General features: G+C 50.6%; 20 protein-coding genes. 2 read left to right on the top strand and 18 right to left on the bottom strand.

All coding sequences use genetic code 11. From position 1 onward, the window contains the following. Positions 1-31: 31 nt before the first annotated feature. From BMX45_RS05825 to BMX45_RS05775, 11 genes are all read right to left on the bottom strand, one after another. Positions 32-736 (bottom strand): sugar transferase, encoded by a 705-nt coding sequence (locus BMX45_RS05825; protein ID WP_090908908.1) that lies wholly within the window; start codon positions 734-736, stop codon positions 32-34. 16 nt (positions 737-752) lie between these two features. Continuing rightward, on the bottom strand, positions 753-1,646 hold the full coding sequence (galU, locus tag BMX45_RS05820) for a UTP--glucose-1-phosphate uridylyltransferase GalU (protein WP_090908907.1): 894 nt from the start codon (positions 1,644-1,646) through the stop codon (positions 753-755). Between the two features lie 225 nt (positions 1,647-1,871). Next, positions 1,872-2,633, bottom strand: coding sequence for a YveK family protein (locus BMX45_RS05815; protein ID WP_090908906.1), 762 nt, complete (start codon positions 2,631-2,633; stop codon positions 1,872-1,874). 295 nt (positions 2,634-2,928) lie between these two features. Further along, a complete protein-coding gene (locus BMX45_RS05810; protein WP_090908905.1) occupies positions 2,929-3,426 on the bottom strand; it encodes a DUF1854 domain-containing protein in 498 nt (165 codons plus the stop codon). Further along, positions 3,423-5,663, bottom strand: coding sequence for an ABC transporter ATP-binding protein (locus BMX45_RS05805; protein WP_254777975.1), 2,241 nt, complete (start codon positions 5,661-5,663; stop codon positions 3,423-3,425). Before BMX45_RS05805 ends, BMX45_RS05810 begins: the two co-directional genes overlap by 4 nt. Positions 5,664-5,681: 18 nt before the next feature. Continuing rightward, positions 5,682-6,119 (bottom strand): signal peptidase I, encoded by a 438-nt coding sequence (locus tag BMX45_RS05800; protein ID WP_090908904.1) that lies wholly within the window; start codon positions 6,117-6,119, stop codon positions 5,682-5,684. Further along, entirely contained in the window at positions 6,109-6,390 is a 282-nt protein-coding gene (locus BMX45_RS05795; protein WP_090908903.1) for a PqqD family protein, read from the bottom strand. The genes BMX45_RS05800 and BMX45_RS05795 overlap by 11 nt, the downstream gene beginning before the upstream one ends. Then, complete coding sequence (locus BMX45_RS05790; protein WP_254777974.1) at positions 6,387-7,199, bottom strand: hypothetical protein; 813 nt, start codon at positions 7,197-7,199, stop codon at positions 6,387-6,389. The genes BMX45_RS05795 and BMX45_RS05790 overlap by 4 nt, the downstream gene beginning before the upstream one ends. 265 nt (positions 7,200-7,464) lie before the next feature. After that, a complete protein-coding gene (locus BMX45_RS05785) occupies positions 7,465-8,517 on the bottom strand; it encodes a nucleotidyltransferase domain-containing protein (protein WP_090908901.1) in 1,053 nt (350 codons plus the stop codon). Then, positions 8,514-9,203 (bottom strand): CpsD/CapB family tyrosine-protein kinase, encoded by a 690-nt coding sequence (locus BMX45_RS05780; RefSeq protein WP_009590428.1) that lies wholly within the window; start codon positions 9,201-9,203, stop codon positions 8,514-8,516. Before BMX45_RS05780 ends, BMX45_RS05785 begins: the two co-directional genes overlap by 4 nt. Positions 9,204-9,319: 116 nt before the next feature. Continuing rightward, on the bottom strand, positions 9,320-9,730 hold the full coding sequence (locus tag BMX45_RS05775; RefSeq protein WP_090908900.1) for a hypothetical protein: 411 nt from the start codon (positions 9,728-9,730) through the stop codon (positions 9,320-9,322). 328 nt (positions 9,731-10,058) lie between these two features. On the opposite strand from BMX45_RS05775, the gene BMX45_RS05770 reads away from it, so the two are divergent. Then, the gene (locus BMX45_RS05770; protein ID WP_009590422.1) at positions 10,059-10,427 is read left to right on the top strand and encodes a helix-turn-helix domain-containing protein; all 369 of its coding nucleotides are present in this window, start codon (positions 10,059-10,061) and stop codon (positions 10,425-10,427) included. Positions 10,428-10,525: 98 nt separating this feature from the next. Here the strand turns inward: BMX45_RS05770 and BMX45_RS31230 are convergent, their stop codons facing one another. The 4 genes from BMX45_RS31230 to BMX45_RS05755 all read right to left on the bottom strand — a co-directional run bounded on the left by BMX45_RS31230 (position 10,526) and on the right by BMX45_RS05755 (position 19,263). Then, on the bottom strand, positions 10,526-10,672 hold the full coding sequence (locus tag BMX45_RS31230; RefSeq protein WP_009590439.1) for a hypothetical protein: 147 nt from the start codon (positions 10,670-10,672) through the stop codon (positions 10,526-10,528). Positions 10,673-10,976: 304 nt separating this feature from the next. Further along, positions 10,977-15,572 (bottom strand): glutamate synthase large subunit, encoded by a 4,596-nt coding sequence (gene gltB / locus BMX45_RS05765; protein ID WP_090908899.1) that lies wholly within the window; start codon positions 15,570-15,572, stop codon positions 10,977-10,979. 629 nt (positions 15,573-16,201) lie between these two features. Beyond that, entirely contained in the window at positions 16,202-18,469 is a 2,268-nt protein-coding gene (locus tag BMX45_RS05760; RefSeq protein WP_090908898.1) for a YhgE/Pip domain-containing protein, read from the bottom strand. A 212-nt stretch (positions 18,470-18,681) separates the two neighbouring features. Further along, positions 18,682-19,263, bottom strand: coding sequence for a TetR/AcrR family transcriptional regulator (locus BMX45_RS05755; RefSeq protein WP_015737333.1), 582 nt, complete (start codon positions 19,261-19,263; stop codon positions 18,682-18,684). Positions 19,264-19,589: 326 nt separating this feature from the next. On the opposite strand from BMX45_RS05755, the gene BMX45_RS05745 reads away from it, so the two are divergent. Next, positions 19,590-20,765: an MGDG synthase family glycosyltransferase gene (locus BMX45_RS05745; protein ID WP_090908897.1), complete on the top strand. Its 1,176-nt coding sequence runs from the start codon at positions 19,590-19,592 to the stop codon at positions 20,763-20,765. A gap of 98 nt (positions 20,766-20,863) precedes the next feature. Here the strand turns inward: BMX45_RS05745 and BMX45_RS05740 are convergent, their stop codons facing one another. From BMX45_RS05740 to thpR, 3 genes are all read right to left on the bottom strand, one after another. Continuing rightward, the gene (locus BMX45_RS05740) at positions 20,864-21,547 is read right to left on the bottom strand and encodes a metal-dependent hydrolase (RefSeq protein WP_090908896.1); all 684 of its coding nucleotides are present in this window, start codon (positions 21,545-21,547) and stop codon (positions 20,864-20,866) included. 42 nt (positions 21,548-21,589) lie between these two features. Beyond that, positions 21,590-22,486: a cell wall hydrolase gene (locus BMX45_RS05735; protein ID WP_090908895.1), complete on the bottom strand. Its 897-nt coding sequence runs from the start codon at positions 22,484-22,486 to the stop codon at positions 21,590-21,592. Between the two features lie 97 nt (positions 22,487-22,583). Next, positions 22,584-23,165 (bottom strand): RNA 2',3'-cyclic phosphodiesterase, encoded by a 582-nt coding sequence (thpR, locus tag BMX45_RS05730; RefSeq protein WP_175495049.1) that lies wholly within the window; start codon positions 23,163-23,165, stop codon positions 22,584-22,586. Positions 23,166-23,446 lie beyond the last annotated feature (281 nt).

Here is a 23,446-nt window from a genome sequence, read left to right as displayed (position 1 = left end):
GAAAACCAGCCTTTTTGAACATGCACTTTAACTAAAAAGCATCTTTGGACCCCATGAACACCCGGACCGTCTTGAACAGGATCCGAATGTCCTGGGTCGTGGATTGTTCACGGATGTACCTTAAATCCAGCTCCACCATTTCGCGGAACCCCAGGGCGTTTCTGCCGCTTACCTGCCACAAGCCGGTACAGCCCGGAACCACGCTCAGCCGCTGCATGTCGTAAGGGGTGTAGGCCTCTACTTCCGCAGGGAGCGGCGGCCGCGGTCCGACCAGGCTCATCTCGCCTCTCAGTACGTTCCACAGCTGCGGGAGTTCATCCAGACTCGTTTTTCGAAGAATGCGTCCCACCTTTGTGATCCGTGGGTCGTTCTTCATTTTAAACATGGCACCTTCAACCTCATTTAGATGAACCAGCTTCTGTTGAAGCTGTTCCGCATTAACGACCATGGAGCGAATTTTGTACATTTTGAACGTTTTTCCGTTCTTGCCTACCCGAATCTGCGAGAACAGCATCGGTCCTCGGGGGCTCTCCACCTTCATGCACACGAAGATGATCATAAACAGAGGCAGAAGAAGAATAAGGCCAACAGCGGATAGCACGGCATCCGTCGCCCGTTTCAACCGGAAGTACCCTAAACGGGGCTTCACCGGAAAAGAGCTCGCACCTGTCATCACGGGAAATTCTTCGGCTGCAGCAGTTTCCAACGTTCTTGTTTCCATCGTTTCGATATTCATGGCTTGATTCAATCTCCTATCTAGCCAACGTTCGGTTCTTATGTATCATTTGCTCTAGTCCGTGCAAAAGGGGGAGCCGCAGCTCCTCTTTCATCAAAGCGAATTCAACCGATGTAAGAATGAACCCGAGCTTTTCCCCGACATCATAGCGCGTACCTTCATATTGATAGGCATACACTTCCTCGATTTCAGTCATTCGCTGAATGGCATCCGTTAGTTGGATCTCTCCGCCGATTCCTTCCTCCATCTGCTCCAGGTAAGAGAAAATCGCCGGGGTCAGAATATAACGTCCCATGATCGCCAGTTTGGAAGGTGCGTCCTCGGCTTTCGGTTTTTCTACCATTCCTTGCACTCTGGACAGCCCTCCGATGGTGGGCACCGGATACGGGTCAATGATTCCATATCGGTGTACTTCCTCGGGAGATACGTACTTAACGCCAATCACGGAACTCCGGGTCTGTTCATACTGTTCGATTAACTGCTTGATGCAGGGTTTCTCCGCACGAACAATATCATCCCCGAGCAGGACGGCAAACGGTTCGTTGCCTATGAACTTTCGTGCGCACCATACAGCATGCCCGAGTCCTTTGGGTTCTTTCTGGCGAATATAATGAATGTCCGCCATGCGAGAGGGGCGCTGCACCTCATGAAGCAATTCAAGCTTCTTGGTCTGCCTAAGCTTATGCTCCAGTTCAAATGCATGGTCGAAATGATCCTCAATCGCCCGCTTGCCTTTGCCTGTAACGATAATGATGTCCTCGATACCGGACTCAATCGCTTCTTCCACAATGTACTGGATCGTAGGCTTATCCACGATCGGAAGCATCTCTTTAGGCATTGCTTTTGTAGCTGGCAAGAATCTCGTACCCAGTCCGGCAGCAGGAATGATAGCCTTTTTAATGGTTGCCATTGTCCGTTCCTCCTCTATCCTAATTCGTTCGTTTTACCGGAAAATTGGGTATTCCATGTGAAGCTCTATGTAAACAAGAGAGGGCATCTAACCCTTCCTCACTTTACGCCATCGACGATGAACGTCTAAGCCATCCTGTTTGACGGATGCCCACAGCATAATCGAGTGCCTACGGTGGTAGAGGTTCAGTAGGCATTACCTGATGTATGCTTTAACAATCAGCGCTTATTCGGACGCGTTAACGATGGCCTTTCCGGAACCGGGCGGTTCAACCGGACTGCGTCTTGATACGGAGCTGCCTCTGGCTTTGAAGTCGCTTGACCTGAAGTGCTGGATGACGGCCAGTGTCGGAAGCCCGAGAACCAGTTCAACCTCTTTATCAGTGCGGATGGAATCATCCAAATATTCGAGCAAGAAACAGAAACCTATCGACAGCATCAGCGATACAACGAAAGCAATCACAACATACAACAGGGGACTTGGAGTAACCGGTCTGGGATCGGCGTTATTCTCGTAGAGGATGGTGATGTTCCCGCCGGGAATGATAGAGGATATTTCGGATTTGAAAACGTCGGCAACAGCCGTTGCGACTTTGAGCGCGCCATCGTAACTATAATCTCTGACGGATATCGTCATGACCGGTGTATCCTGTACGGTATCGACCACCATCATATCCATCAGGTCTTTCACGGTCAGCTTCAACTCCGGGTGCTGCGCAACCACTTTTTCCAGAATCACGCTAGTTCCGATAATTTCTTTGTATGTATAAACCAGACGCATCCCCATATCCATATCATCTGAACTAAGGACAGACTTTTTTTCTTCGGTCTTATTGGTCACGATCATCTTGTTGCTTGCTTCGTACTGGGGTTCAACCATTCGATAACTGTAAAATCCAACGAGTACGCAGACCACGGCAACCACGAGGAGAATTAACCACAGCCTTTTCTTCAACACGGTTGCATACTCTTTAATTTCAAGTTCCACTGAATTTCCTCCGTCCATAAGCAAATGTGCTTCCGTAGATACATTTTGTATCATATAGCATCTTCAATTTACGATACAATTCGTATCATGTCAATACTGATTTGGTCTTATTTACCTACAAACGATACATTTTGTTACACAATCGAAAGCAAATTCAGATCTTTTAACATGATTTCTAGGCATGTAAGCGTACACAAATATAAATGCATGGCTGAAACAAAAAAGAAAAACGCCCCCATTCGGCAGGCGTTTACATTTTTTGGTACTCTATTCTCTCATTTGTGAGTCGTTATAACTAATTGATCTTATTCCAATAGAGCTTGCTCTGTTTGTCGAGACGTGCCACATCGCGGAGGACGTATCGTCTGCCCTCCGTATCCTTGATTGTATAATCATTCTCCGAGAGGAAATCGATGCTCTCTTGCGGCTGGTCTATGCGAAATGAGATCCGGCCGTACGTCGTCTCCACTTCCCATAGCCAATTCCTGCCCCGGCGCTTGATTCCCATGATTTTTAATATTTCGGGTATCAAATAGCTTCGCTGCAGTTCTTCCCTGGCAGCCGACCGGCTTTTCTTATCCAGTTCATCCAGCGAAAGAATAAAATGAACCTCTTGATCCAATACAGAGCGTACAGAAATGTACCCTTCCGGCTTCGTGATCGGAAATGTCAGAACGAGGCGCACTTTACCGATTGTCTCTCGGTTCATTTCCGCCTCTAGTTCACCTCTCCCGTTACGATAGAGTCGAAGACTTTGGTCCTGAGCCCCTACTTCCCTTCTCGCTACCATCATGTAGCAACCTCCTGCATCGGTATCCATTCGTCATTCGGGGTTTTCGCCTGCGCTGCATGAAGCAAACGATGATATACCCCTTGGCGTCTCAGAAGCTCTTCATGGCTTCCACTCTCGACTAGCCTCCCTCCTTCAAGAACCAGAAGCCGATCCGCTCGCCGAAGAGTCGACAGCCGATGAGCAATGACAAGAGTCGTTCTGCCTTGAACCACCGTATCGAGCGCCTCCTGAATGACAGCTTCGGTCTCCATATCGACCGAGGAGGTCGCCTCATCCAAGATCAGAATCGGGGGATCGAGCAGCACGGCTCTGGCAATGGCTATACGCTGCCTCTCTCCTCCGGACAACCGATGCCCTCTCTCTCCTACCTTTGTCTCATAGCCATCAGGGAGGCGGCATATAAAGTCATGCGCATTTGCGGTCCTTGCCGCTTGAATGATGTCCTCTGTACTGGCTTCGGGGCATCCATAAGCGATATTCTGCGCTATGGTCCCATCGAAGAGGAAGGTTTCCTGAAACACTACCCCAATATTTTTCCTTAATTCCTCTTGCTTAATGCCGGTAAGCCTTCGTCCGTCCACATAGATGTCTCCCTCGTCCGGATCATAAAATCGGCACAACAGATGGATCAAGGTCGACTTCCCCGCTCCTGACGGACCGATGATGCCTATCATCTCGCCAGGTGCTATTCGAAGGTTGATCCCTTGGAGAATTCGCCGATCTTGCGTATAGCCGAAAGCCACCTGATTATAGACGATTTCACCTTGAACGTTGTTAAAGCGCGGAGCTTTCTCGTCATCCTTCACTTCGGCAGGCGTTTGAATCACCTCAAAGATTCGTTCGGCCGATCCCAGCACCTCATTGATCCAGCTGGCGGATTGCGCCAACCATTTGACAGGACCGAAGAACATGATCAAATACGATGCATAGGCGCTTAATGTTCCGACAGTCATGCTGCCTTCCAGCACGCTCCGTCCTCCGGCAAACCATACGAGGGCTGCAAACAGTGAAATGAATAACGTGAGGAGCGGCGTCATGAACATCCATAAGTTCTGAATTGAAATCATGCGATGAACATATTTTTGATTGACCTGATCAAAACGTGCTTTTTCGGCATGTTCCTTGGAGAAGGCTTTTATGATTCGTATTCCCTGAAGAGCCTCCCCTACCATATTTTGAACGTGAATGGACGACTGCCACTGGGCATACCACATGTCCCGGACTTTCGGCCACAGACGCATCACAAGGATTCCAAGCGGCGGCAGCGGCAGAAGGATCATCAGGGTCAAACGCCAATCCAAATAGAACAGCATTCCCATAATAAAAATAGCGGATAAAAACTGAGAGGTCAGATGAACAATCCCTTGGGACATAAAATTCTTGAGCGCATCGGTATCCTGATTAATGCGTCCGATATATTGAGATACCTGCCGATTATCAAAAAAACGCATCGATTGTTTCATCAGGGCATGAAACATATCTCTGCGAATTTCCCCAAGGAAGCGTCCACCGATCCTAATGGCCGTATAACCTTCGATCATCTGAAGCAATGCCTGCAGAATATACAAACCGGCGAGCATTGCGGCCAACCATATCAATGACGCGGAATCCCCGTCCGAGCGAGCAGGCGATGATATTTCATCAATAATCCATTTGATTACATAGGGTGGAGCCAGGGATACAAGAACGGTAACGATTACGATGATCCCCATCATCATGATAGAAGATCTATAGGCTCTGCTCCGCTGAAGAAGATGGGACACCGTACTCCATTTCGGATTGCAGCGTATGCAGAAACCGGAAGCTGTCCGTTTTGCCCGGCCGCAGCGGTCGCATTTCCCCTTCTTTTCATCCAAATCGCCGCGCCGGTCCATACGATGCGGCGATGAATCTGCCACCCACTGTTCGACTTGCGGCAGAGCCTTGCGACAGGACTCAAGGTACGGTTCCGTGAATCGTAAAATTTCAATCGGGCCATCCGCAGTTCCAGCGACAAGACAACCACCGCCGATGACCTCAACCAGGCCGATGTTCATCATTTTACGCTTGGGAATCTCCAGCAATTCCCTTCCTTCCCGATCCAGCACCTGCAGCCTGGAAGCTGTAAACACAAGCTGCAACGGTTCAAAACGCACATCACGATTCAGGTCTCCGTGCAATATTAACCAAGGCGTCTCTTTGCCGTGCGTTTCCGGTCGTTCCGAAATCCTCGATCCTCGTTTTCGTAATATCCTCATATCATCACATCTTTCTATTTAAAGCCTTCTTAACGACAAATACCGCCTTACCATCTTTGGCCACAGCGGTATGTTGAGCGTTATCCAGGTTAGAATCGACAATTTCCAATGATCGGCAGGAATCCAACCCTTCCTTTTATAAGTACCGGTAAACCGTCCCAAGATTTGTTCTTTCCGTACCGGCTCATCCGGGACAATGTTGGTGTCCCCTTTAAATATGTATCGTTTCAAGCTGCCTTCGCCCTGAATGTCATGAAGCCGATGACAGACGAGGCTTCCCGCTCCTGTAACAAAGAGATAGACTTCACCGATTCTGGCTTCCTCATGATTGAGCTTTTCAAAAGAACTTAGCTCCCCCTCCACCATGAAGGGGTACATGCTGCGCCCCAAGGAGGGAAGTTGGATCCCCCCGCGTCTTTCCATCCATTCGTTGGCGATTCTGGCCTCATCCAGCATACGTCAGAAGGCCGCTGCCCAACAGTTCTTCAATAAATGGTTTTACGTCCTGCTCAGCAGTATGACGGTCAATGTCATACTCCTCCGCAATTTTTTCAATGATTCCGTCCATGTGCCCATATTCCGGAATGATGCTCCAGATATACCCCCCGAGTTCATTCAGCTTGGTTGCCACATGCTCCTTCATATTCAGCAATATCCATTCGTTTCCGATCATTTCGCTTTCAACATGCTCGTTTCTAATCAGCAGCCTTGTTTGTGTTTGGCTCATGAAATCCTCTCCCAAAACGTATCATTTTTCTGAAAATAGAGCTGATAGGAAGGTACTTGCTGCACGACCTTCTTGCATAAAGCAATCATATTTCTTGTTTCCTCAGGATCATGACGCCAATAAAACACCTTATCCAGCATTAGCGCGAATCCATCTAACGGCGTTATGGACACACGCTCCACTTCAGGGGATTGAATAATGTAATGGATGCCGAATAATTCGGCTTCCTCAAGTTCACAGGGATTCTCCATCTCGCTGCGAAATGGAGAATCAAACACGGTTACACGTCCGTTTTCTTCTATGTACAGAAACGTAGCTTCATCAGATAAAATCGGACGGGGACGCGACAGCTCAGCGACAGTCGACTTACCTGCACCGGATTGGCCTGCGAACATCCACGCTTTGCCGTCTTGAACCACACAAGAGGAATGGATCAGCAGTCCGCGCTCTCCATGGATTAGCCATGAGCTGTACAAATTAATTAATGCATGCTTCAGGGCAAACTCGTCATAGACATGGATTTCCGCCGAACTGTAATCCCGGGATGAAATCATATGATAATCACAGCGTTTGAAGTTAATTAGATGTTCGGATACAGAAATCTGGACAGGTCCATCATCAAATGGCTCTCCGTACCCACCTCGAATACGAACATACAAATCAGCCTGAGGATCCTGACCAGAAATGGCGGATACCCTAAATCGCTTGGCGACAAATTCGGCTATCCGTTTCGATTCGGTTTTAAAGGACACCCGGGACTTTCCGACTATTGCCGTTGCTACATACATATGATCAACCTCGACTTCCACCTATAATAATTCAATTCCAGCGAAGCGCTTTATGGACCGATGAACAAAGGAATGTATAAATACTACCAAATAGGGTTTCCGCCGCCGCCCGGGTTGCTGGGACGAGTCGTGCCAAACTCCACTTTGCCCTGTGCCAAAATTTTTGGAGCCTCGTAGGTCTTTTTCATACTTAACACCTCCTTCTTGAGCATTAGTTTATGATACAATTTGTATCATGTCAACTAGATAATGCTACATATCACAACCAAAAAATAGTAAAAATATCCTATCTGAAAATTTCACGTTTTCTTATCCACAACAGCGGCAAATTCCAAATAAGGAATCCTACCTGGGACCAGCGCTGCCTCCAAGTATCATGGACCGTGAAGGCGGTCATCATTCTAAACCATGAGTAACTAAAGCCCTTGCGACCCTGCATAACTTTACGCGCCTTTTCAAGATTCCATCCTGGATATTTAAACTTGTATGAAAGCAGCGGCAGCGGCCATCGTGCCTGAAGATGCGGGAACATGCTGTAAACCAGATTCAAAGCGATCCATACCTTCGAGAGATTTCGATCCGCAGCGGCCATATCCAACAGTTTCTCGTAATCCAGCCTTGTATCAAGGGAATGTATAAGCGTTGCAATGTCTACAAAGTATTTCATCGACATCATATGATGGTTCATGCCGTGCAGACAAATATGGTAAAAGGTGTGCAACGGGCTTAGCTCGTAAATGTAATTAAAATCGCTCATCACGCAAGCTTCGTCCCACAAACGGGACACATCCGTAGCCGTAAAATCCTCTCTGCTGATATTCCAATGCAATTCAATGGTTAGCGAGGGAAAATTATCGTTATCCAATGATTTGACGTATTCTTCATGAAAATGCGTAGCATCGCCCGCTGCTTTAATAAATCCAGCATTCGTCAACAGCGTGGCGGCTCGATGTAAGTCCTCCTTGCCTACAAGCAGGTCGATATCTGTCGTGCCGCGCGCTGCGAGACCGCCAAAATAGCGTTCTGCAAGCAGCGTTCCCTTGAGAGGGATCGCTTCTATACAGGACGCTTCGAAGGTCTGCAGGATCTTTTTGAGCTCGATTTTTATAAAAAGGTTCTGTAAGAGTACGGTATTGGCATCAGAGCTTAATTTGCGCCGGAAGTTTTCCGGGATTTGAAGAAGAAGGTGTTTTCGCTGAAGCTCTGAGTAAACCTGGGGCCCGATATCAAACAATTCGATATCTTCCATCAGTTTGTCATATTGAGATTCACTCAGGGAAGGAAGCCTCCCCTGGTACAACTCATCCAGAAACATAACCAGAATGTCGCGGTTCTTCATTTCAACCACTTGCTACCGTAATAAAGCTGCTCTGCTTCATTTTCTCTGATCGTTATATTGTTAAGCACTACCCCAAGAAGATGGGCCTTAACATGCTCAAGCTGAGTTTTGGCTTTTCTCACCTGGGATTTCTTCACCTTCCCACCCAGTACAACCAAAACGACGCCATCGCATAAAGCACTGACAATAAGCGCATCGCTCACTGCCAATATGGGTGGGGTATCAAACAAAATCATGTCGTAGCGTTGCTTAAGATCGTGAACTAACATTTGCATGTTGTGGGAACCTAGCATTTCGGAAGGGTTGTATGGAATGGAGCCGGAAGTTATGACGGAGAGATTCGTAACCGCCGTCGGCCGAATGACGTCTTCAACGTCTACCTGCTGGGCCAAGACATTGGTCAATCCGGTATCATTCGATACGCCGAATACGTGATGCAGTGAAGGTTTGCGCAAATCCGCTTCAATCAACAGCACATTTTTGCCTTCATGCGCATAGGCGACGGCCAAGTTGCTAACTGTGGTTGTTTTGCCTTCGTTCATTTGAGCCGAGCCAACCATGATCACCCTAACCTGTTTGTCATGAACAGAGAATTGAATGTTCGTCCTTAGCCCCCGATATGATTCCGCTGCCGGAGATTTCGGGTTAATGACGGTAACCAGAGGATTTTTGTATTTTCTCGCCATTTAACTCACCTGCCTATTAAAATAGTCCGATCCCTGTGATAAGAGTGAGCGGATTTAAGGTAAAAGAACTAATGACCAAGCATCTTAAATATAGTAAAATGTCTGTATCTAGTTTGTTACTGTATGATTAGCTTTTTATTATATTGGCCTGGCGAACGATATATGTAATTTTGATAAACGGCATGGCTAAACGCCACGTGACTGCTTATCATCCGGTTAAGCATGCCCGTTATCCGTGCTTTTTGATCACGATCCGTACATATTTGAACCTGATACAACCGATAATCATGCAATGGCTCTTGAGTCTGTATCCTCCCATAAACCTGAATATGATCAAACATGTCATCGATCTCATAACGCAGCTTTATCTTGGGACTCATGGGGATATCCCAGGGACACAGGAAAACAAGCTTCTCCGGACCCAGCTCGATCGGCGTCACATCGTGGCTTCTGCCGTGCAGGCTCAGGGGACCAATCTCCATGACTCTAATCCCTACCTTAATAAGATGCTTCGTTTCGGTTGACATCAGGAATTTAATTCTCCTTTATTTCTATAAATTCTGGTATGGGACATTTTATCGATGGATAAAATGATACTAAGTGTCACCCTAAAAATGATAACAGATACAAATTGTATCGTTTTATTTTCCAATTTTACGATACATATCGTATCGAGTCAATAGAAAAATCGTCATTTTCTACCTTCCGTGTGTAAATTTAGGATGTTGCGTAATTTTACGACCCTCTCATCACCAAACCGTGACTTTACGTACATTAAGCTGCTTTATATAAAATCGACGCATTTTTCTAATCACACCATCAGGTATGCCAAGCAATTGAAAGGGGGATCCAAGCATGAACTACGGAGAACGAATTGCAGAACTACGTGAACAGCGCGGGTGGACTCAAGAAGAACTCGCTACCTCTGTCGGCATTACTCGTGCTGCACTATCCCATTACGAAAAAAACCGGCGCAAGCCGGATTTTGAAACATTGACCCGCCTGGCAGACCTCTTTGACGTATCCATAGATTATCTGATCGGGAGAACAACATTGGAGAAATCGGTACTTGATCCGGAGGTTCGCTCATTTGTGGACGGACTTGAGCTTTCGGACCAGGATTTGCTGGAGCGGTTCAATCTCACGGTGGATGGCCGCAAGTTAACCGAAGAGGAAGCCAAAAGATTTATTGCTTTTGTTCGCATGGAACGCTCCATGAAATAATGCAGATCATGAAGATGGAAATCCCCGTTACTCATCTATGTCCAACATAGCGGTATCGGGGATTTTCACTAGAGTCATGTTTAGCAATGACCAATGTATTAATCGTTATGAGCTTCCTCCATTTGCAGCCATTTATCAGGATGGATTCCCAATTGAGTCATGAGCTTATTGATGTCGATGTTCGTCTTCTGCTGGTCAAGCCGCTGCTCGGTGCTTCCGGAGCCTCTCTCCTTGTCCACACTCATTTCTTCAACTACCTCGCTTATCTATAGTTTCATCTCCATCCCTGCTGCATGAACACGATGATAACGCATATCTTCTCAACAACTTACTTACCAATATTATAACGAATGAAATCACATGATGCTGTCGTCTTGTGGAGCCTTTGTCCTATGCTTCCGGTTCTAATTTTGTCGAATTTTCTTTTGGTGAATCCTGTCATCATCATAGAAGATGCTTAAACCCTTGTAATTTATTTATATATGAAGAAAAACCACATTGCATTCATTAAAGAATACAATGTGGTTTCCCGTAATTCGTTTTGAAATACTAGTTCCCTGTACGTGCCAGCTCTTTCATATTCGCCTCGAAGGCGGCGAGGAGCGCTGCTTCCCCCGTCAGGCCTTGATCTTGCACCTTCTCGATATGCAGCAGCATGCGTTTGTAATCCTTCGGAATGATACGGACAAAGCGGCTGAGCGCTTGATCCCAGTCTCCCAGAATTTGCTGTGCCGGCACGCTGCCGGTATACTGCTCATGCTGCCGGACAAGACGGTGGAGGGCTTCCGCTTCCGTTCCATCCTCGACGCGTTCCAGGAGCACCATCTCCAGATTGCAGCGATCCACGAAGGTTCCCTCAGGATCATAGACGTAGGCTATGCCGCCGGACATCCCGGCCGCGAAGTTGCGTCCGGTTTCCCCGAGAACGACCACCCGGCCGCCGGTCATATATTCGCATCCATGATCGCCGACGCCTTCAACGACGATGTTCGCGCCCGAATTACGTACGGCAAAGCGCTCGCCGGCAATGCCTCTTACATAGGCTTCTCCGCCTGTAGCCCCATAGAATGCGGTATTCCCCGCAATAATGTTCTCCTCAGCTTTGAAGGTTGCTTTAGGTGAGGGCTTCACGATCAGCTTGCCGCCGGAAAGGCCTTTACCGATATAGTCGTTGGCATCCCCTTCAACCGTCAGCGTCATCCCTTTCGGCACAAATGCGCCGAAGCTCTGCCCTGCGGAACCCACGAAGTTGAATTGAATAGTGTCTTCCGGCAACCCGGCAGCACCATACTTGCGCGTGACTTCGCTTCCCAGGATGGTTCCCACGGCACGGTCCACGTTCGTGATCGGGAAGGTCCCCTTCACCGCAGCTCCCGATTCCAATGCCGGCGCCGCGGTGCTAATCAGCGAACGCATATCCAGCGTCTGTTCCAGACCATGATTCTGTCTTTGGGTACGGTAGCGCGTGCTGCCCTCCGGAAGCTCCGGCGTATACAGCAATGCCGAAATATCCACGCCTTTCTTCTTCCAGTGATGTTCCGCTTTGACGGCATCCAGGCAATCCGTACGACCAATCATCTCGTTAATGGTACGGAAGCCAAGCTCGGCCATCAGCTCGCGCATGTCTTGTGCGACAAAGCGCATAAAGTTGGCGACATGCTCCGGATCTCCCGTAAAGTTCTTGCGCAGCTCCGGATTCTGCGTGGCTACGCCAACCGGGCAGGTGTCCATTTGGCAGACGCGCATCATAATGCATCCGACGGCAATCAATGGTGCCGTTGAGAATCCATACTCTTCGGCTCCAAGCAGAGCCGCCACCACCAAATCGCGCCCGTTCAGCATTTTGCCGTCGGTCTCCAGCACCACGCGGTCGCGCAGATTGTTCATGATGAGGGTTTGATGGGTCTCGGCAAGCCCAAGCTCCCAAGGCATACCTGCATGACGGATAGAGCCTTGCGGCGAAGCACCCGTGCCGCCATCGTAGCCGCTGATCAGAATGATGTCCGCGCGGCCCTTCGCAACGCCTGCGGCAATCGTGCCCACGCCCACTTCCGATACGAGCTTCACGTTGATATCCGCGCGTGGATTGGAATTCTTCAGATCATAGATCAGCTCCGCCAAATCCTCGATGGAGTAAATATCATGATGCGGCGGCGGCGAGATCAACCCTACGCCCGGCGTCGAACCGCGGACCTCGGCCACCCAAGGGTATACCTTGCGGCCCGGCAGCTGTCCGCCTTCACCCGGCTTCGCTCCCTGCGCCATCTTGATCTGGATTTCGTCCGCGTTCACCAGGTAATTGGAGGTGACGCCGAAACGTCCCGACGCCACCTGCTTGATGGCACTTCGGCGGGAATCGCCGTTGGCATCCGGAATGAAGCGGGCCGGATCCTCTCCGCCTTCACCCGTATTGCTCTTGCCGCCGATGCGGTTCATCCCGATCGCGAGGCTTTCATGCGCTTCCTTGCTGATGGAGCCGAAGGACATCGCGCCCGTTTTGAATCGGCGCATGATGGACTCCGCGGATTCAACCTCATCGAGCGGCACCGGTTTGCCTGCCGGCTTGATTTTGAGCAGGGCACGCAGCGTCAGATGCTGCTCATTCTCACCCTGCACGAGCTCGGCGTATTTCTTGTAAGTTGCGTAGTCATTGGTCCGGACGGCTTGCTGCAGCAAATGGATGGTTCTCGGATTGAACAAATGCTCTTCCCCGTCCGCTCTCCATTGGTATTCGCCGGCTGAATCCAGCGCTTTATCGTTGCCGTCCTTGTCGGTAAAAGCACGCTCGTGATGGGCCAGCGTTTCCCTGGCCACTTCCTCCAGGCCGATGCCGCCGATGCGGGACGGCGTCCGCGTGAAGTAGCTCTCCACGAAATCTTCCTTCAGGCCGACGGCTTCAAAGATTTGTGCGCCGCGATAGGACTGAATTGTGGAAATCCCCATCTTCGACAACACTTTCACGACGCTTTTGCTTGCCGCTTTAATGTAATTCTTCACAGCCTTCTCATGCGAGATGCCGCGAAGCATGCCTTCCTGTATCATGTCGTCCAACGTTTCGAACGCCAGATACGGGTTGACCGCGCTCACGCCGTAACCAAGCAGCAGGGCGTAATGATGCACTTCGCGAGGCTCGCCGGATTCCAGCAGGATCGCCACCTTGGTCCGGGTTCCCTGACGAATCAGGTGATGATGCAGCGACGAAACGGCTAGCAGCGAAGGAATCGCCGCATTGTCCTTATCCACGCCGCGGTCGGACAGGATTAAGATGTTATGCCCCTTGGCGATGACTCGGTCCGCGGCTTCGCAGAGGGTGTCAATCGCCTTGCGAAGCCCTTCGGCTCCTTCGGCCGCCGGGAAGAAAATCGGAATCGTCATGGACTTGAAGCCAGGACGGCGGACATGGCGCAGCTTCGCAAACTCTTCGTTGGACAGCACCGGCGAATCCAGGCGTATGTGGCGGCAGCTCTCCGGTTCCGGCTTCAGCAGATTGCGCTCCGGTCCGATCGTCGTCGCCGTCGAAGTGACCAGCTCCTCGCGGATCGCATCGATCGGCGGATTCGTCACTTGGGCGAACATCTGCTTGAAGTAGTTGAACAGCCGCTGCGGGCGGTCGGACAGCACCGCAAGCGGTGCGTCATATCCCATGGAAGCGATCGCTTCCGCGCCCGTGATCGCCATCGGCTCGATCACTTTGCGCAGCTCCTCGTACGTGTAGCCGAACGCTTGCTGGAGCTGACGCACATTCTCATGCTTCGGATCCGGAAGTTCCGGCGCATCAGGAAGATCATGCAGCTCTACCAGATGCTCATCCAGCCATTCGGAATACGGAAGCTCAGCGGCGATGCTGGCCTTGACTTCCTCGTCGGAAATGATACGGCCTTCCTTCGTGTCGACAAGCAGCATGCGTCCAGGACGCAAGCGATCCTTGTACAGCACATTTTCCGGCGCAACGTCCAGAACGCCCGCTTCGGAGGACAGAATGATCAGATCATCCTTCGTTACGTAATAACGGGATGGGCGCAGCCCGTTCCGGTCCAGGGTGGCGCCGATCTGAACGCCGTCCGTGAATGCCATCGCCGCTGGTCCGTCCCATGGCTCCATCAGCGTGCTGTGGTATTCGTAGAATGCTTTTTTGGTCTTATCCATGCTCTCATGGTTGCTCCACGGCTCGGGAACCATCATCATGGCCACGTGCGGCAGAGAACGACCGCTGAGGTACAGGAATTCAAATGTATTATCGAACATCCCGGTATCGGAACCGTCCGGGTTGATGACAGGTTTCACCTTCTCCAGATCGCTTCCGAACAGCTCATGCTCGAACATGGACTGGCGCGCGTGCATCCAGTTCACATTTCCGCGCAGCGTATTGATTTCGCCGTTGTGAATCATGAAACGGTACGGATGCGCACGCTCCCAGCTCGGGAACGTATTCGTGCTGAAACGAGAGTGAATGAGCGCAATCGCCGATTCCAAACCCTCATCCTGCAAGTCCAGGTAAAATTCCCCCACCTGCTCCGTCGTCAACATGCCTTTATATACGATTTTTCGGCAGGAAAGGCTGGATACGTAGAAGCTGTCGCCTTCGGGCTTGCCGCTGTAACGGATCGCCAGCTCGGCGCGGCGGCGGATGACATACAGCTTGCGCTCGAACGAGAGATCATCCTGAATGTCGGCGCTGCGGCCGATGAACACTTGGCGGACATACGGCTTTGCCGCTTTTGCGGACTTGCCCAGCATTTCATCATGGGTAGGTACATCGCGGAAGCCAAGCAGAGTCTGGCCTTCTTCGGCAATAATCGAAGCCAACTGCTCCTCATGCGCCGAACGGACGGCAGGATCATGGGAAAGGAACAGCATGCCTGCACCGTAATGTCCGGCTTCGGGAAGCTCAAAGCCCAGTTTTGCCGCTTCGGCAGCAAAGAAGGAATGAGGAATCTGCAACATGATCCCCGCACCGTCGCCGGAGTTCGGCTCGCTGCCCTGACCGCCGCGATGCTCCATATTGGCAAGCATGGTCAGCGCGCTGCTGACGATTTCATGGGATGGCTTACCCTTGATATGGGCAACGAAACCCATACCGCAAGCATCTTTTTCGAACTGCGGATCATAGAGGCCCTGTTTCTGGGGAAAATCAGTATGTTTCATAAGATGCAACCTTTCTTTTTATAGAATAAATGCTGCTGATCAATAAGAGAAAAAACGTAAAGGTTGGACATCAATCCTCTCCTGCAGTGGACACACTGTCTTGAGGCGATGCAGTATTGTGCAAAAGCGACAAGGGTTAACATTTACCTAACACGTAAGATTAATTAGTTCTATATATTTTATCACCGTCATACAATGCAGGCAATTCAAAGTTTTTATGAATTTGATAAGAATTGTTTTTGTGAGAGTAATCACAAAAGTTAGTTAAATATTATGTAGAATAGTGCAAAAAAACATGCAAATAGAACATTCCGAACAAGCGGTTTTCATCACTTTTTTCGTAATTTGTTATCATATCGCTCCGCTTTGGCCGCTCACTCCTCTCTCCGGCAGTGAAGCCGTGATCATCCTGACCATCCATCCTATATAAAATGAAGCTCCTTCATGATCGGTTCTCGGGAGTATTTCCAGCAGCAGGTTGAGGGGGGCCGATGAACTTTGACGCAACCATACCCGGTATCGCGTCGATGATCGCCACGTTATATCGCCTCATCAAAAAAGGACCTCCCCTGGATCGGTTCGATCCTTCGGGGAAGTCCTTTTCCTTACATATTATATAGAAGCTCTTCTTATGCAGTCACCGCTGTATCGGCGTCTACTGCTTGCTTGTTGTTTCGGATTGCCAGGAAGTACACGGCGGTCAACACTAGGAACACCAGACCGAATCCGGCCAGTACGCCCACGTTGGCCCACATGCCGTCGAAGCTTCCCGTGGAAATGACGTCTTTGTAGCCTTTTACGCTATAGGTCATCGGCAGCAGCGGATTCAAAGCCTTCATCCAGTTCGGAATCAGCTCTACCGGAAACGTGCCTGCGCTCGTTGTCAATTGAAGAATCAGGATGACGATGACAACGAAGCGTCCAGGCTGATCCAGCCATGTGACGAACATTTGCACCAGGAACATGAACGACAAGCTGGTAATGATGGAGAAGAGATAGAAGAGCGGAACGCTCTGAACCTCAAGCTTCAATCCGTACAGCATGACAACCGAAGCCAGCAGCGCTTGAATTAATCCCATGCCGGCAAAGGACAGCGTACGGCTGACAAACCGGTTCCAGCCCGATGCGTTCGGTACCGATGCCTCGCGAATCGGCAGAATAATCGTGCAGAGCAGAGCTCCGACAAACAAGCCGAGCGACAGGAAGTATGGTGCGAATCCGGTACCGTAGTTCGGTACTTCGTTCACTTTATGCTCATCAACCTGTACCGGTCCGGCAAACATCGTGACCGTTTCGTCGGTGGTTTGGATACCGCCAGTCTTGTCGGCAGCCTCGTTCAGCTTGCCTGCGAGCTCCCCGCTGCCTTCCTTCAATTCGTTCATTCCGTTGACCAGCTCGCCAGCCCCGGAATCCAGCTGTTTCGAGCCGTCGGCGAGGGTCGTTACGCCGCTTCCCAGCTTGCCGGCTCCGCCTGCCAGCTGCTGCGTGCCCTGCGACAGGGCGGCCGCGCCGCTGGCAAGCTCCTTGCCGCCGGCCGCCGCTTCGCTCAGCTTCGTGCCGAACAGCTTCATGCCGTCGGCCAATTGGTTTTGGCCGGCGTTCAGCTGTTTGGCGCCGGCCAGCAGCTCTTGGCCGCCCGCGGCGAGCTGTTTGCCGCCGTCAGCGAGCTGGTTCGCGCCGGCGCTCAGCTTGCCTGCGCCTTCCTGCAGCTGCTGCGTGCCTTGGTTCAGCTCCGCTGCGCCTTGCGCCAGCTGCTTCTGACCGGCATTCAGCTCACTCGTGCCGGAGGCAACGGATTGGCTCGCGGCCAGCAGCTGCTGAACCTCCGGACTTTGCGCCAGCTCCGGATTGCCCTCGGCCAGCTGCTTCAGGCCGTCCGCAACGGCCTTTGCGCCTTGCTCCAGCGCAGCCGTGGCTTCCAGCGATTGATTCAGGCCGGCCTTCAGGCTGCCGCTGCCATCATGAGCGCTCTTCGCGCCAGCGGCTAGCTGGGCCGCCCCTGCCTGGTTGGCTTGCAGGCCTTCATTCAGCGCCGTGCTGCCGGCTGCAGCCGATTCAATGCCCGCCTGAAGCTTGGCGCCGCCCTTGCCGGCCTCTTCAGCCCCTGCTTGCAGCTGGCTGTGGGCCGCCTTAAGCTGATCCAAGCCGGAGGCGAGGGTACCCGCTCCTGCGTTCAGCTTGCCGGCACCGCGATTCAGCTCCTGCACGCCCTCCGTCAATGGCGCGATGCCGTCTTGCAGTTCCTGCGTGCCGCTGACGAGTTTAGCCAGGTTCTCTTTGAGCTTCACCGCGCCGTCGTCCAGCTTCACGGCACCTTCGGACAGCTTCGTGGCGCCGCCCCCCGCTTCGCTTAGGCCGTCAGATACTTTGGCCACTTGATCGAACAGGGTTTCCGTGTAGGCTTCCGTCACTTTCGCCGACACCTTGGATTGAATCTGCTTCACGGCAGATCCGCCGATCTGTGCCGCAAGGAAGTTGTAGCCTTCGTTCGGCTCAAATACGATTTGCGCAGGCTGCGGATGTTCATCCATTAACGTTGTCGCCTGCTGCGAGAAATTTTCCGGAATGCTGATGGTCATGTAGTATTTGTTATCCTGCATGCCCTGCTCAGCTTCGCTCCGGTTAACGAACTGCCAATTAAAATCTTTTCCCTTCTTCAGCTCGGCCACCAAATCCTCGCCGGCGTGAAGCGTCTTTCCTTCAAAAACGGCGCCCTGGTCGTTATTGACGACCGCAACGGGCAAATCCTCCATCTTTCCGTACGGGTCCCAGAAGGCCCCGAGGAACATACCGCTGTACATGACCGGTATGAACAGCACCGCGATGATCGGAATCAATATTTTTTTATTCCGAACGGCAGCGCCAAGATCTTTGACAAACACAGATAATGACTTCATCCAGTCTCTCTCCTCTTTTTATCTAGATACAGCAGCTTACCAGCCGACATGAATCTGCGCTTACGGCAGATCACATTTTCATTCCAGCACACAATGACCAATATGCTCATTCGGTCAGTTTAGACCAAAAAAAACGATCCCTGGCAAGGAAGGCGATCCCTCAAGCCAAGAGAGTCCGCCTTCCTCATCACGAAGGAGATTGCATCTTCCTCTTACGAGGAGGCTTTGAGCCCGTCAGCCAAGAACACCATCATATATTCCTTGATCTGTTCCTTGCTGAGCGGCTTGTGAAGCTGATTGAAGTCGGTCGTGAGCGCAACGTACAGCTTCAGCATCACAAAGGATACCACCTGAGCATCCAGCGGCTTGATCTCACCGATCGAAATGGCATTCTCCACGATTCCCTTGAGATACCCGACGATTCCGTTCTCCACTTTCGTCAATCCCTCATGCGCCTTCGGCGTGCCGATGTCCCGAACTTCCTGCGACAGCTTGATGAACAGCTCATGCTCGCTTCGGAATTCAAGCAGCGCATCCAGCACCCGGTAGAGATTGTCAAAGAAATCCCTGTCCTTCCGTATCTCCCGTTCGGCCAGTCGCTTCATCTCCATGATGGCCGATAGCAGGATCTCGTCGAACAGCTCATCCTTATTCGTGAAAAACGTGTAGATCGTGCCTTTCCCAACATTTGCAATCTTCGCCACCTGTTCCATGGTCGTCGCTTTGTATCCGAACAAAGCAAACGACTTGGAGGCAGCATCTAGCACCTGCTTCCGTCGGTCCACAGCTGGCATGCTTACCCCTCCTTCTACGATCTTCTAATGATTGGCCTTTTCTTTCGAAAATGACCAAAATACAATTCTGGTCATTCGGTCAAAAATCACTTTACCAGATTATCGGATGCGTTGCAATATCTTTCGTTAAATTTTTTTGAAAATGCGGATGCAGGGTTCAAATCTTATCATAACGTCTAATGAAAGAAAAAGTCCGCCGGTAAAATAATTGAAATGCTTTTCCCTTTTGCGCGTATACTTAGGATGCATACTCTTTTTTTTCGCGCCGCTCTTCAAAAAATGATTCCTGTTTTGTAAGATAGAGGGAGAAAGAAGTAGGTGAAACCATGCGATATACAAGAGTGCTCCTCTTCTCAGAGGGTTTCGGCACAGGACATACGCAAGCGGCGTATGCGTTGGCTGAAGGTATACAGCGGATGAATCCCCGCATCCACTGCCGCGTCATTGAACTTGGCAATTTTTTGAATCCCACCGTGGGGCCGTTGATCTTGTCCGCTTATCGAAAAACCGTCAGCACCCGGCCGCGCCTTGTTGGCATGCTGTACCGTTCGCAATATAAGAAATCGTTAAACCGTCTGGCGCGGCTCGCGCTGCATCGGATTTTCTATGCGCAGGCCCAGCGGGTCATCGAGGAGCTGAAACCGGATCTGATCATATGCACCCACCCGTTTCCCAACGCCGTGGTCTCCCGTCTGAAGCGCCAGGGGCTTGATGTTCCGCTTTATACGCTGATTACCGACTATGATGCGCACGGCACCTGGGTTAATCCGGAAGTGGATGAATATCTCGTATCGACGCCTCTTGTAAAAAAAATGCTTATGCTGCGGGAGATTGAGCCTGAATTCATCCATGTGACCGGCATTCCGGTGCATCCGAAGTTCTGGGAAAGAGGCAGCCGGATGGCGCTGCAGGCCGAGCTTGAATTAAAGAACATGCCCACCGTGCTGATCATGGGAGGCGGATGGGGCCTCGTATTCAACAAGGAGCTGCTCAGCAAGCTGGCCGCCAGGGCCGATGATATCCAGCTGGTCTTCTGTATGGGACAGAACGATAAGCTGGTTGCCAGCATGCGCGAAGATCCGATCTTCCAACATCCCAACATCCATGTTCTCGGTTATCGGGACGATATACATAAACTGATGGACGTGTCCGATCTTCTCATTACGAAGCCCGGCGGGATGACATGCACGGAAGGAGCCGCCAAGGGAATTCCGATGCTGTTCTATGAGCCTATCCCGGGACAGGAAGAAGTGAATTCCCACTTCTTTGTCAGCGAAGGCTACGGGGAAATTCTCGACTCCCTTGCCGTGATCGACAAGTGGTTGAACCTGCTGTCCGATCATTATGACCAGGTGGAGAAGAAGCGTAACGGAGCGGTCCGGCAGCGCACGCCGCATCTGGAGCCCGACCACTGCGCCGGCCAGGTGATGGGATTGCTGACCGAAGGACGCATCCCCGTTTATCCCGAAGATGCCGTCAAAATATTGGCGGACCAGCCCTAATATGCATCCTGTTCCAAGCACGCGCTTATGCACTTATCCTCTACCAAAAAGCTTCCCTGTCCTATGTGGCAGGGAAGCTTTTTTAAGTATAAATCGATCTATATTTCCAGCGTTTCTCCTGCTTTCAACGGATGACCCTGAATGCCCGTTTGGGCCAGTTCGTCGCAGAAGGCCCTTGCATCCTGTTTAATGCCCGGGAACGTGTCATAGTGCACCGGGATGACATGCTTCGCACGAATCCACTGTGCGGCCAGCAGGGCGTCCTGCGGGCCCATCGTCAACATATCCCCGATCGGCAGCGCGGCAGCATCGATGTCGTTCATCTCTCCGATCAGGCGCATATCGCCAAACAAACTTGTGTCGCCAGCATGATAGAACGTTTTTCCGCCCATGGTCAGAATGACGCCTCCAGGCTGCCCCGCATAGATCCAGGTATCCCCCACCGAGATGGAGGAAGAATGGAAGGCCGGGGTAAACTTCACCTTAAAACCATCGAACTGCGCGCTTCCGCCGATATTCATTCCATGGGATTTGGCTCCCTGCTGGCCGCAATACACGGCGAGTTCGTACACCGCGATAATCGGACAATCATTCTGCTTCGCAATTTCGATGCAGTCGCCAAAGTGGTCGGAGTGCCCATGCGTCAGAACCACTGCATCCACTTTCACGTCACTGGGTTCGATGCCGGAACCGGGATTACCGGACAGCAACGGGTCGATGATGACACGAACGCCGCCTTCCTCCACCAATATGCTGGAATGGCCATAATACGTAATATTCATGGTTAAACACACCTCCTACATCCTAGTTTACCCTTATGGGCACTACTTGTAAAAAGAGTGATTTCCTATTTTTTTAACAAACGTCCTGGAATGATGCACCGTGAGATCCTGAGCCAGCTTCAAAGACAGGAAGAAGTACGTATCGTCCTTCACCTCTTTTTGGCCATGAAGCGCCGCATTCACGGACTTAATCGTCTCTTCGTTCGGCTGGACACGTTTAAGACGCCCGTTCGCTACAGGACTAAATTGATGCTTTTGATAGATGACATCGGTAATCGTATCGGGAAAATTGGCTGACCGCAGCCGGTTTAAGACAACGTTGGCAACTGCCACCTTGCCTTCGTACGGTTCGCCTTCCGCCTCTGCCATGACAATCTTCTGGAGCAGAAGCACTTCTTCAGCTGACAAATCATAGGTCCAGGTCGCTTTGTCTTTTTGGTCCTGGGTTAACGTATTTGTTCTTGTGAAGAATAATGTTGTGGGGGGTGATAGGCTTTCTGCCTTGGATTTGACGACATGAGTCCCCTTTTGTTTTGCCGGTTTCCCGTCCGCAGCCTGAGATTTGGTTGCTTTCTTCTTCTCATCTGCAGTCTTCGATGATGCTTTCGAGTCGATCTTCCCGGAGGCTAAACCAATGCCTTTTGCGTTTGAAAAAGCATGGACCTTGCTCCCCGGCTTATTCCACTCTTGGAAAACAATTGAAGACAAAATGTTGACAGGTTCCCTATCCTGCTGCGTACTCGCAGCTTTTACGTAGAGATCAGGGACGCCTTCCGGAGCCGGAGCAGCCGTTACAAATGTGGGCATGTCCTGCTTTGGCTCTTTCCCTTCCGTCGATTTCGATTGCATTCCAAGCAAACTTATAAGAGACAAACTCACAAAGAGCGCTCCGATGAGCAGCGCAACCCAGCGATTTTGCCGTAGCACTTTCATAACCATATTTTTCCTCCTATGATGTCGGCACATTTCTACACTATGTAACCACATTTTTAGGCGTTGAAAACATGGTAATTTTATGAACATTCTATTTTCAATTTCAGAAAATGGTCGAAAGCCGCGCCACACCTACGGTTTCGTACATCGGACTCGCATGTAAATTTGTTCGAAAAAGAACCATTTCTAGCACGTCCCACTGGATAGGTTCGGGTCCTTTTCCGATAACATCCATAGAAAATGGTTGATTTCCTTGAAATTTCCGGCCAACCGTAATATGCGGTCGAAATGGACGCTCCTCCGGGACGAATCCGAAAGATTCCATCCGCGACACGACCGATTGCTGCAGCTCAGCGAGCGCATTCAGATCCCCGCCGACCCCAGCCCATAGAATCCTTGGTGAGCCGCTTGCCCCGAACACGCCGGCATCATAAAGACTGAGCTTGAAGGGCTTGCGTTCCTTGGCTACCTCCTGGAGCGCCCCGGTCAGCTCCGCTATGCGATGAGAAGGCGTATCGCCCAGAAACTGTAACGTAATGTGATAATCCTGCGGATGAACCCATTTTTTGAAATTGGCTTGCTTCCTCAATGTTTCCGTCCAATCCTGTATTCGGGAGGAGACCTCCGAAGGCAGACGCACGGCAACAAACAAACGATCCATAGCTCCCTCAGCCGAATGGCTCAACTACGACACTTCCTTCCAATCATCTTTTATCGCTAGCAGTCTAAGCACTGCCACCATGTTTTCCTGGTTCGTTTATAGTTTGAGCAAGAACATCTGAAAATAGTATGAGGGGTACATCAAATTTCGCCTAAAAATATGATGAAGCTTCAATTTACCATAAATCGGACAATAATTCATGTACAATTTTACCAATCGCGTCCGTTCGTTCATGCGCAAGGCGATGATTTCTGATAATATGTTCCCTAAGAGATTTTCGCTATGATTCTGGTTGAACATCATAT

The organism is Paenibacillus sp. cl141a (assembly GCF_900109305.1).
Lineage (GTDB): Bacteria > Bacillota > Bacilli > Paenibacillales > Paenibacillaceae > Paenibacillus_AQ > Paenibacillus_AQ lautus_A.
Note: the sequence above shows the minus strand (reverse complement) of the source record. Positions and strands in the feature narration are given on the sequence as shown.

Coding starts and splice junctions, on each gene's coding strand:
- BMX45_RS05825 (WP_090908908.1), bottom strand. CDS start 736: ATGAATATCGAAACGATGGAAACAAGAACGTTGGAAACTGCTGCAGCC.
- galU (WP_090908907.1), bottom strand. CDS start 1,646: ATGGCAACCATTAAAAAGGCTATCATTCCTGCTGCCGGACTGGGTACG.
- BMX45_RS05810 (WP_090908905.1), bottom strand. CDS start 3,426: ATGATGGTAGCGAGAAGGGAAGTAGGGGCTCAGGACCAAAGTCTTCGA.
- BMX45_RS05805 (WP_254777975.1), bottom strand. CDS start 5,663: ATGAGGATATTACGAAAACGAGGATCGAGGATTTCGGAACGACCGGAA.
- BMX45_RS05800 (WP_090908904.1), bottom strand. CDS start 6,119: ATGCTGGATGAGGCCAGAATCGCCAACGAATGGATGGAAAGACGCGGG.
- BMX45_RS05795 (WP_090908903.1), bottom strand. CDS start 6,390: ATGAGCCAAACACAAACAAGGCTGCTGATTAGAAACGAGCATGTTGAA.
- BMX45_RS05785 (WP_090908901.1), bottom strand. CDS start 8,517: ATGAAGAACCGCGACATTCTGGTTATGTTTCTGGATGAGTTGTACCAG.
- BMX45_RS05780 (WP_009590428.1), bottom strand. CDS start 9,203: ATGGCGAGAAAATACAAAAATCCTCTGGTTACCGTCATTAACCCGAAA.
- BMX45_RS05775 (WP_090908900.1), bottom strand. CDS start 9,730: ATGTCAACCGAAACGAAGCATCTTATTAAGGTAGGGATTAGAGTCATG.
- BMX45_RS05770 (WP_009590422.1), top strand. CDS start 10,059: ATGAACTACGGAGAACGAATTGCAGAACTACGTGAACAGCGCGGGTGG.
- BMX45_RS31230 (WP_009590439.1), bottom strand. CDS start 10,672: ATGAGTGTGGACAAGGAGAGAGGCTCCGGAAGCACCGAGCAGCGGCTT.
- gltB (WP_090908899.1), bottom strand. CDS start 15,572: ATGAAACATACTGATTTTCCCCAGAAACAGGGCCTCTATGATCCGCAG.
- BMX45_RS05760 (WP_090908898.1), bottom strand. CDS start 18,469: ATGAAGTCATTATCTGTGTTTGTCAAAGATCTTGGCGCTGCCGTTCGG.
- BMX45_RS05755 (WP_015737333.1), bottom strand. CDS start 19,263: ATGCCAGCTGTGGACCGACGGAAGCAGGTGCTAGATGCTGCCTCCAAG.
- BMX45_RS05745 (WP_090908897.1), top strand. CDS start 19,590: ATGCGATATACAAGAGTGCTCCTCTTCTCAGAGGGTTTCGGCACAGGA.
- BMX45_RS05740 (WP_090908896.1), bottom strand. CDS start 21,547: ATGAATATTACGTATTATGGCCATTCCAGCATATTGGTGGAGGAAGGC.
- BMX45_RS05735 (WP_090908895.1), bottom strand. CDS start 22,486: ATGGTTATGAAAGTGCTACGGCAAAATCGCTGGGTTGCGCTGCTCATC.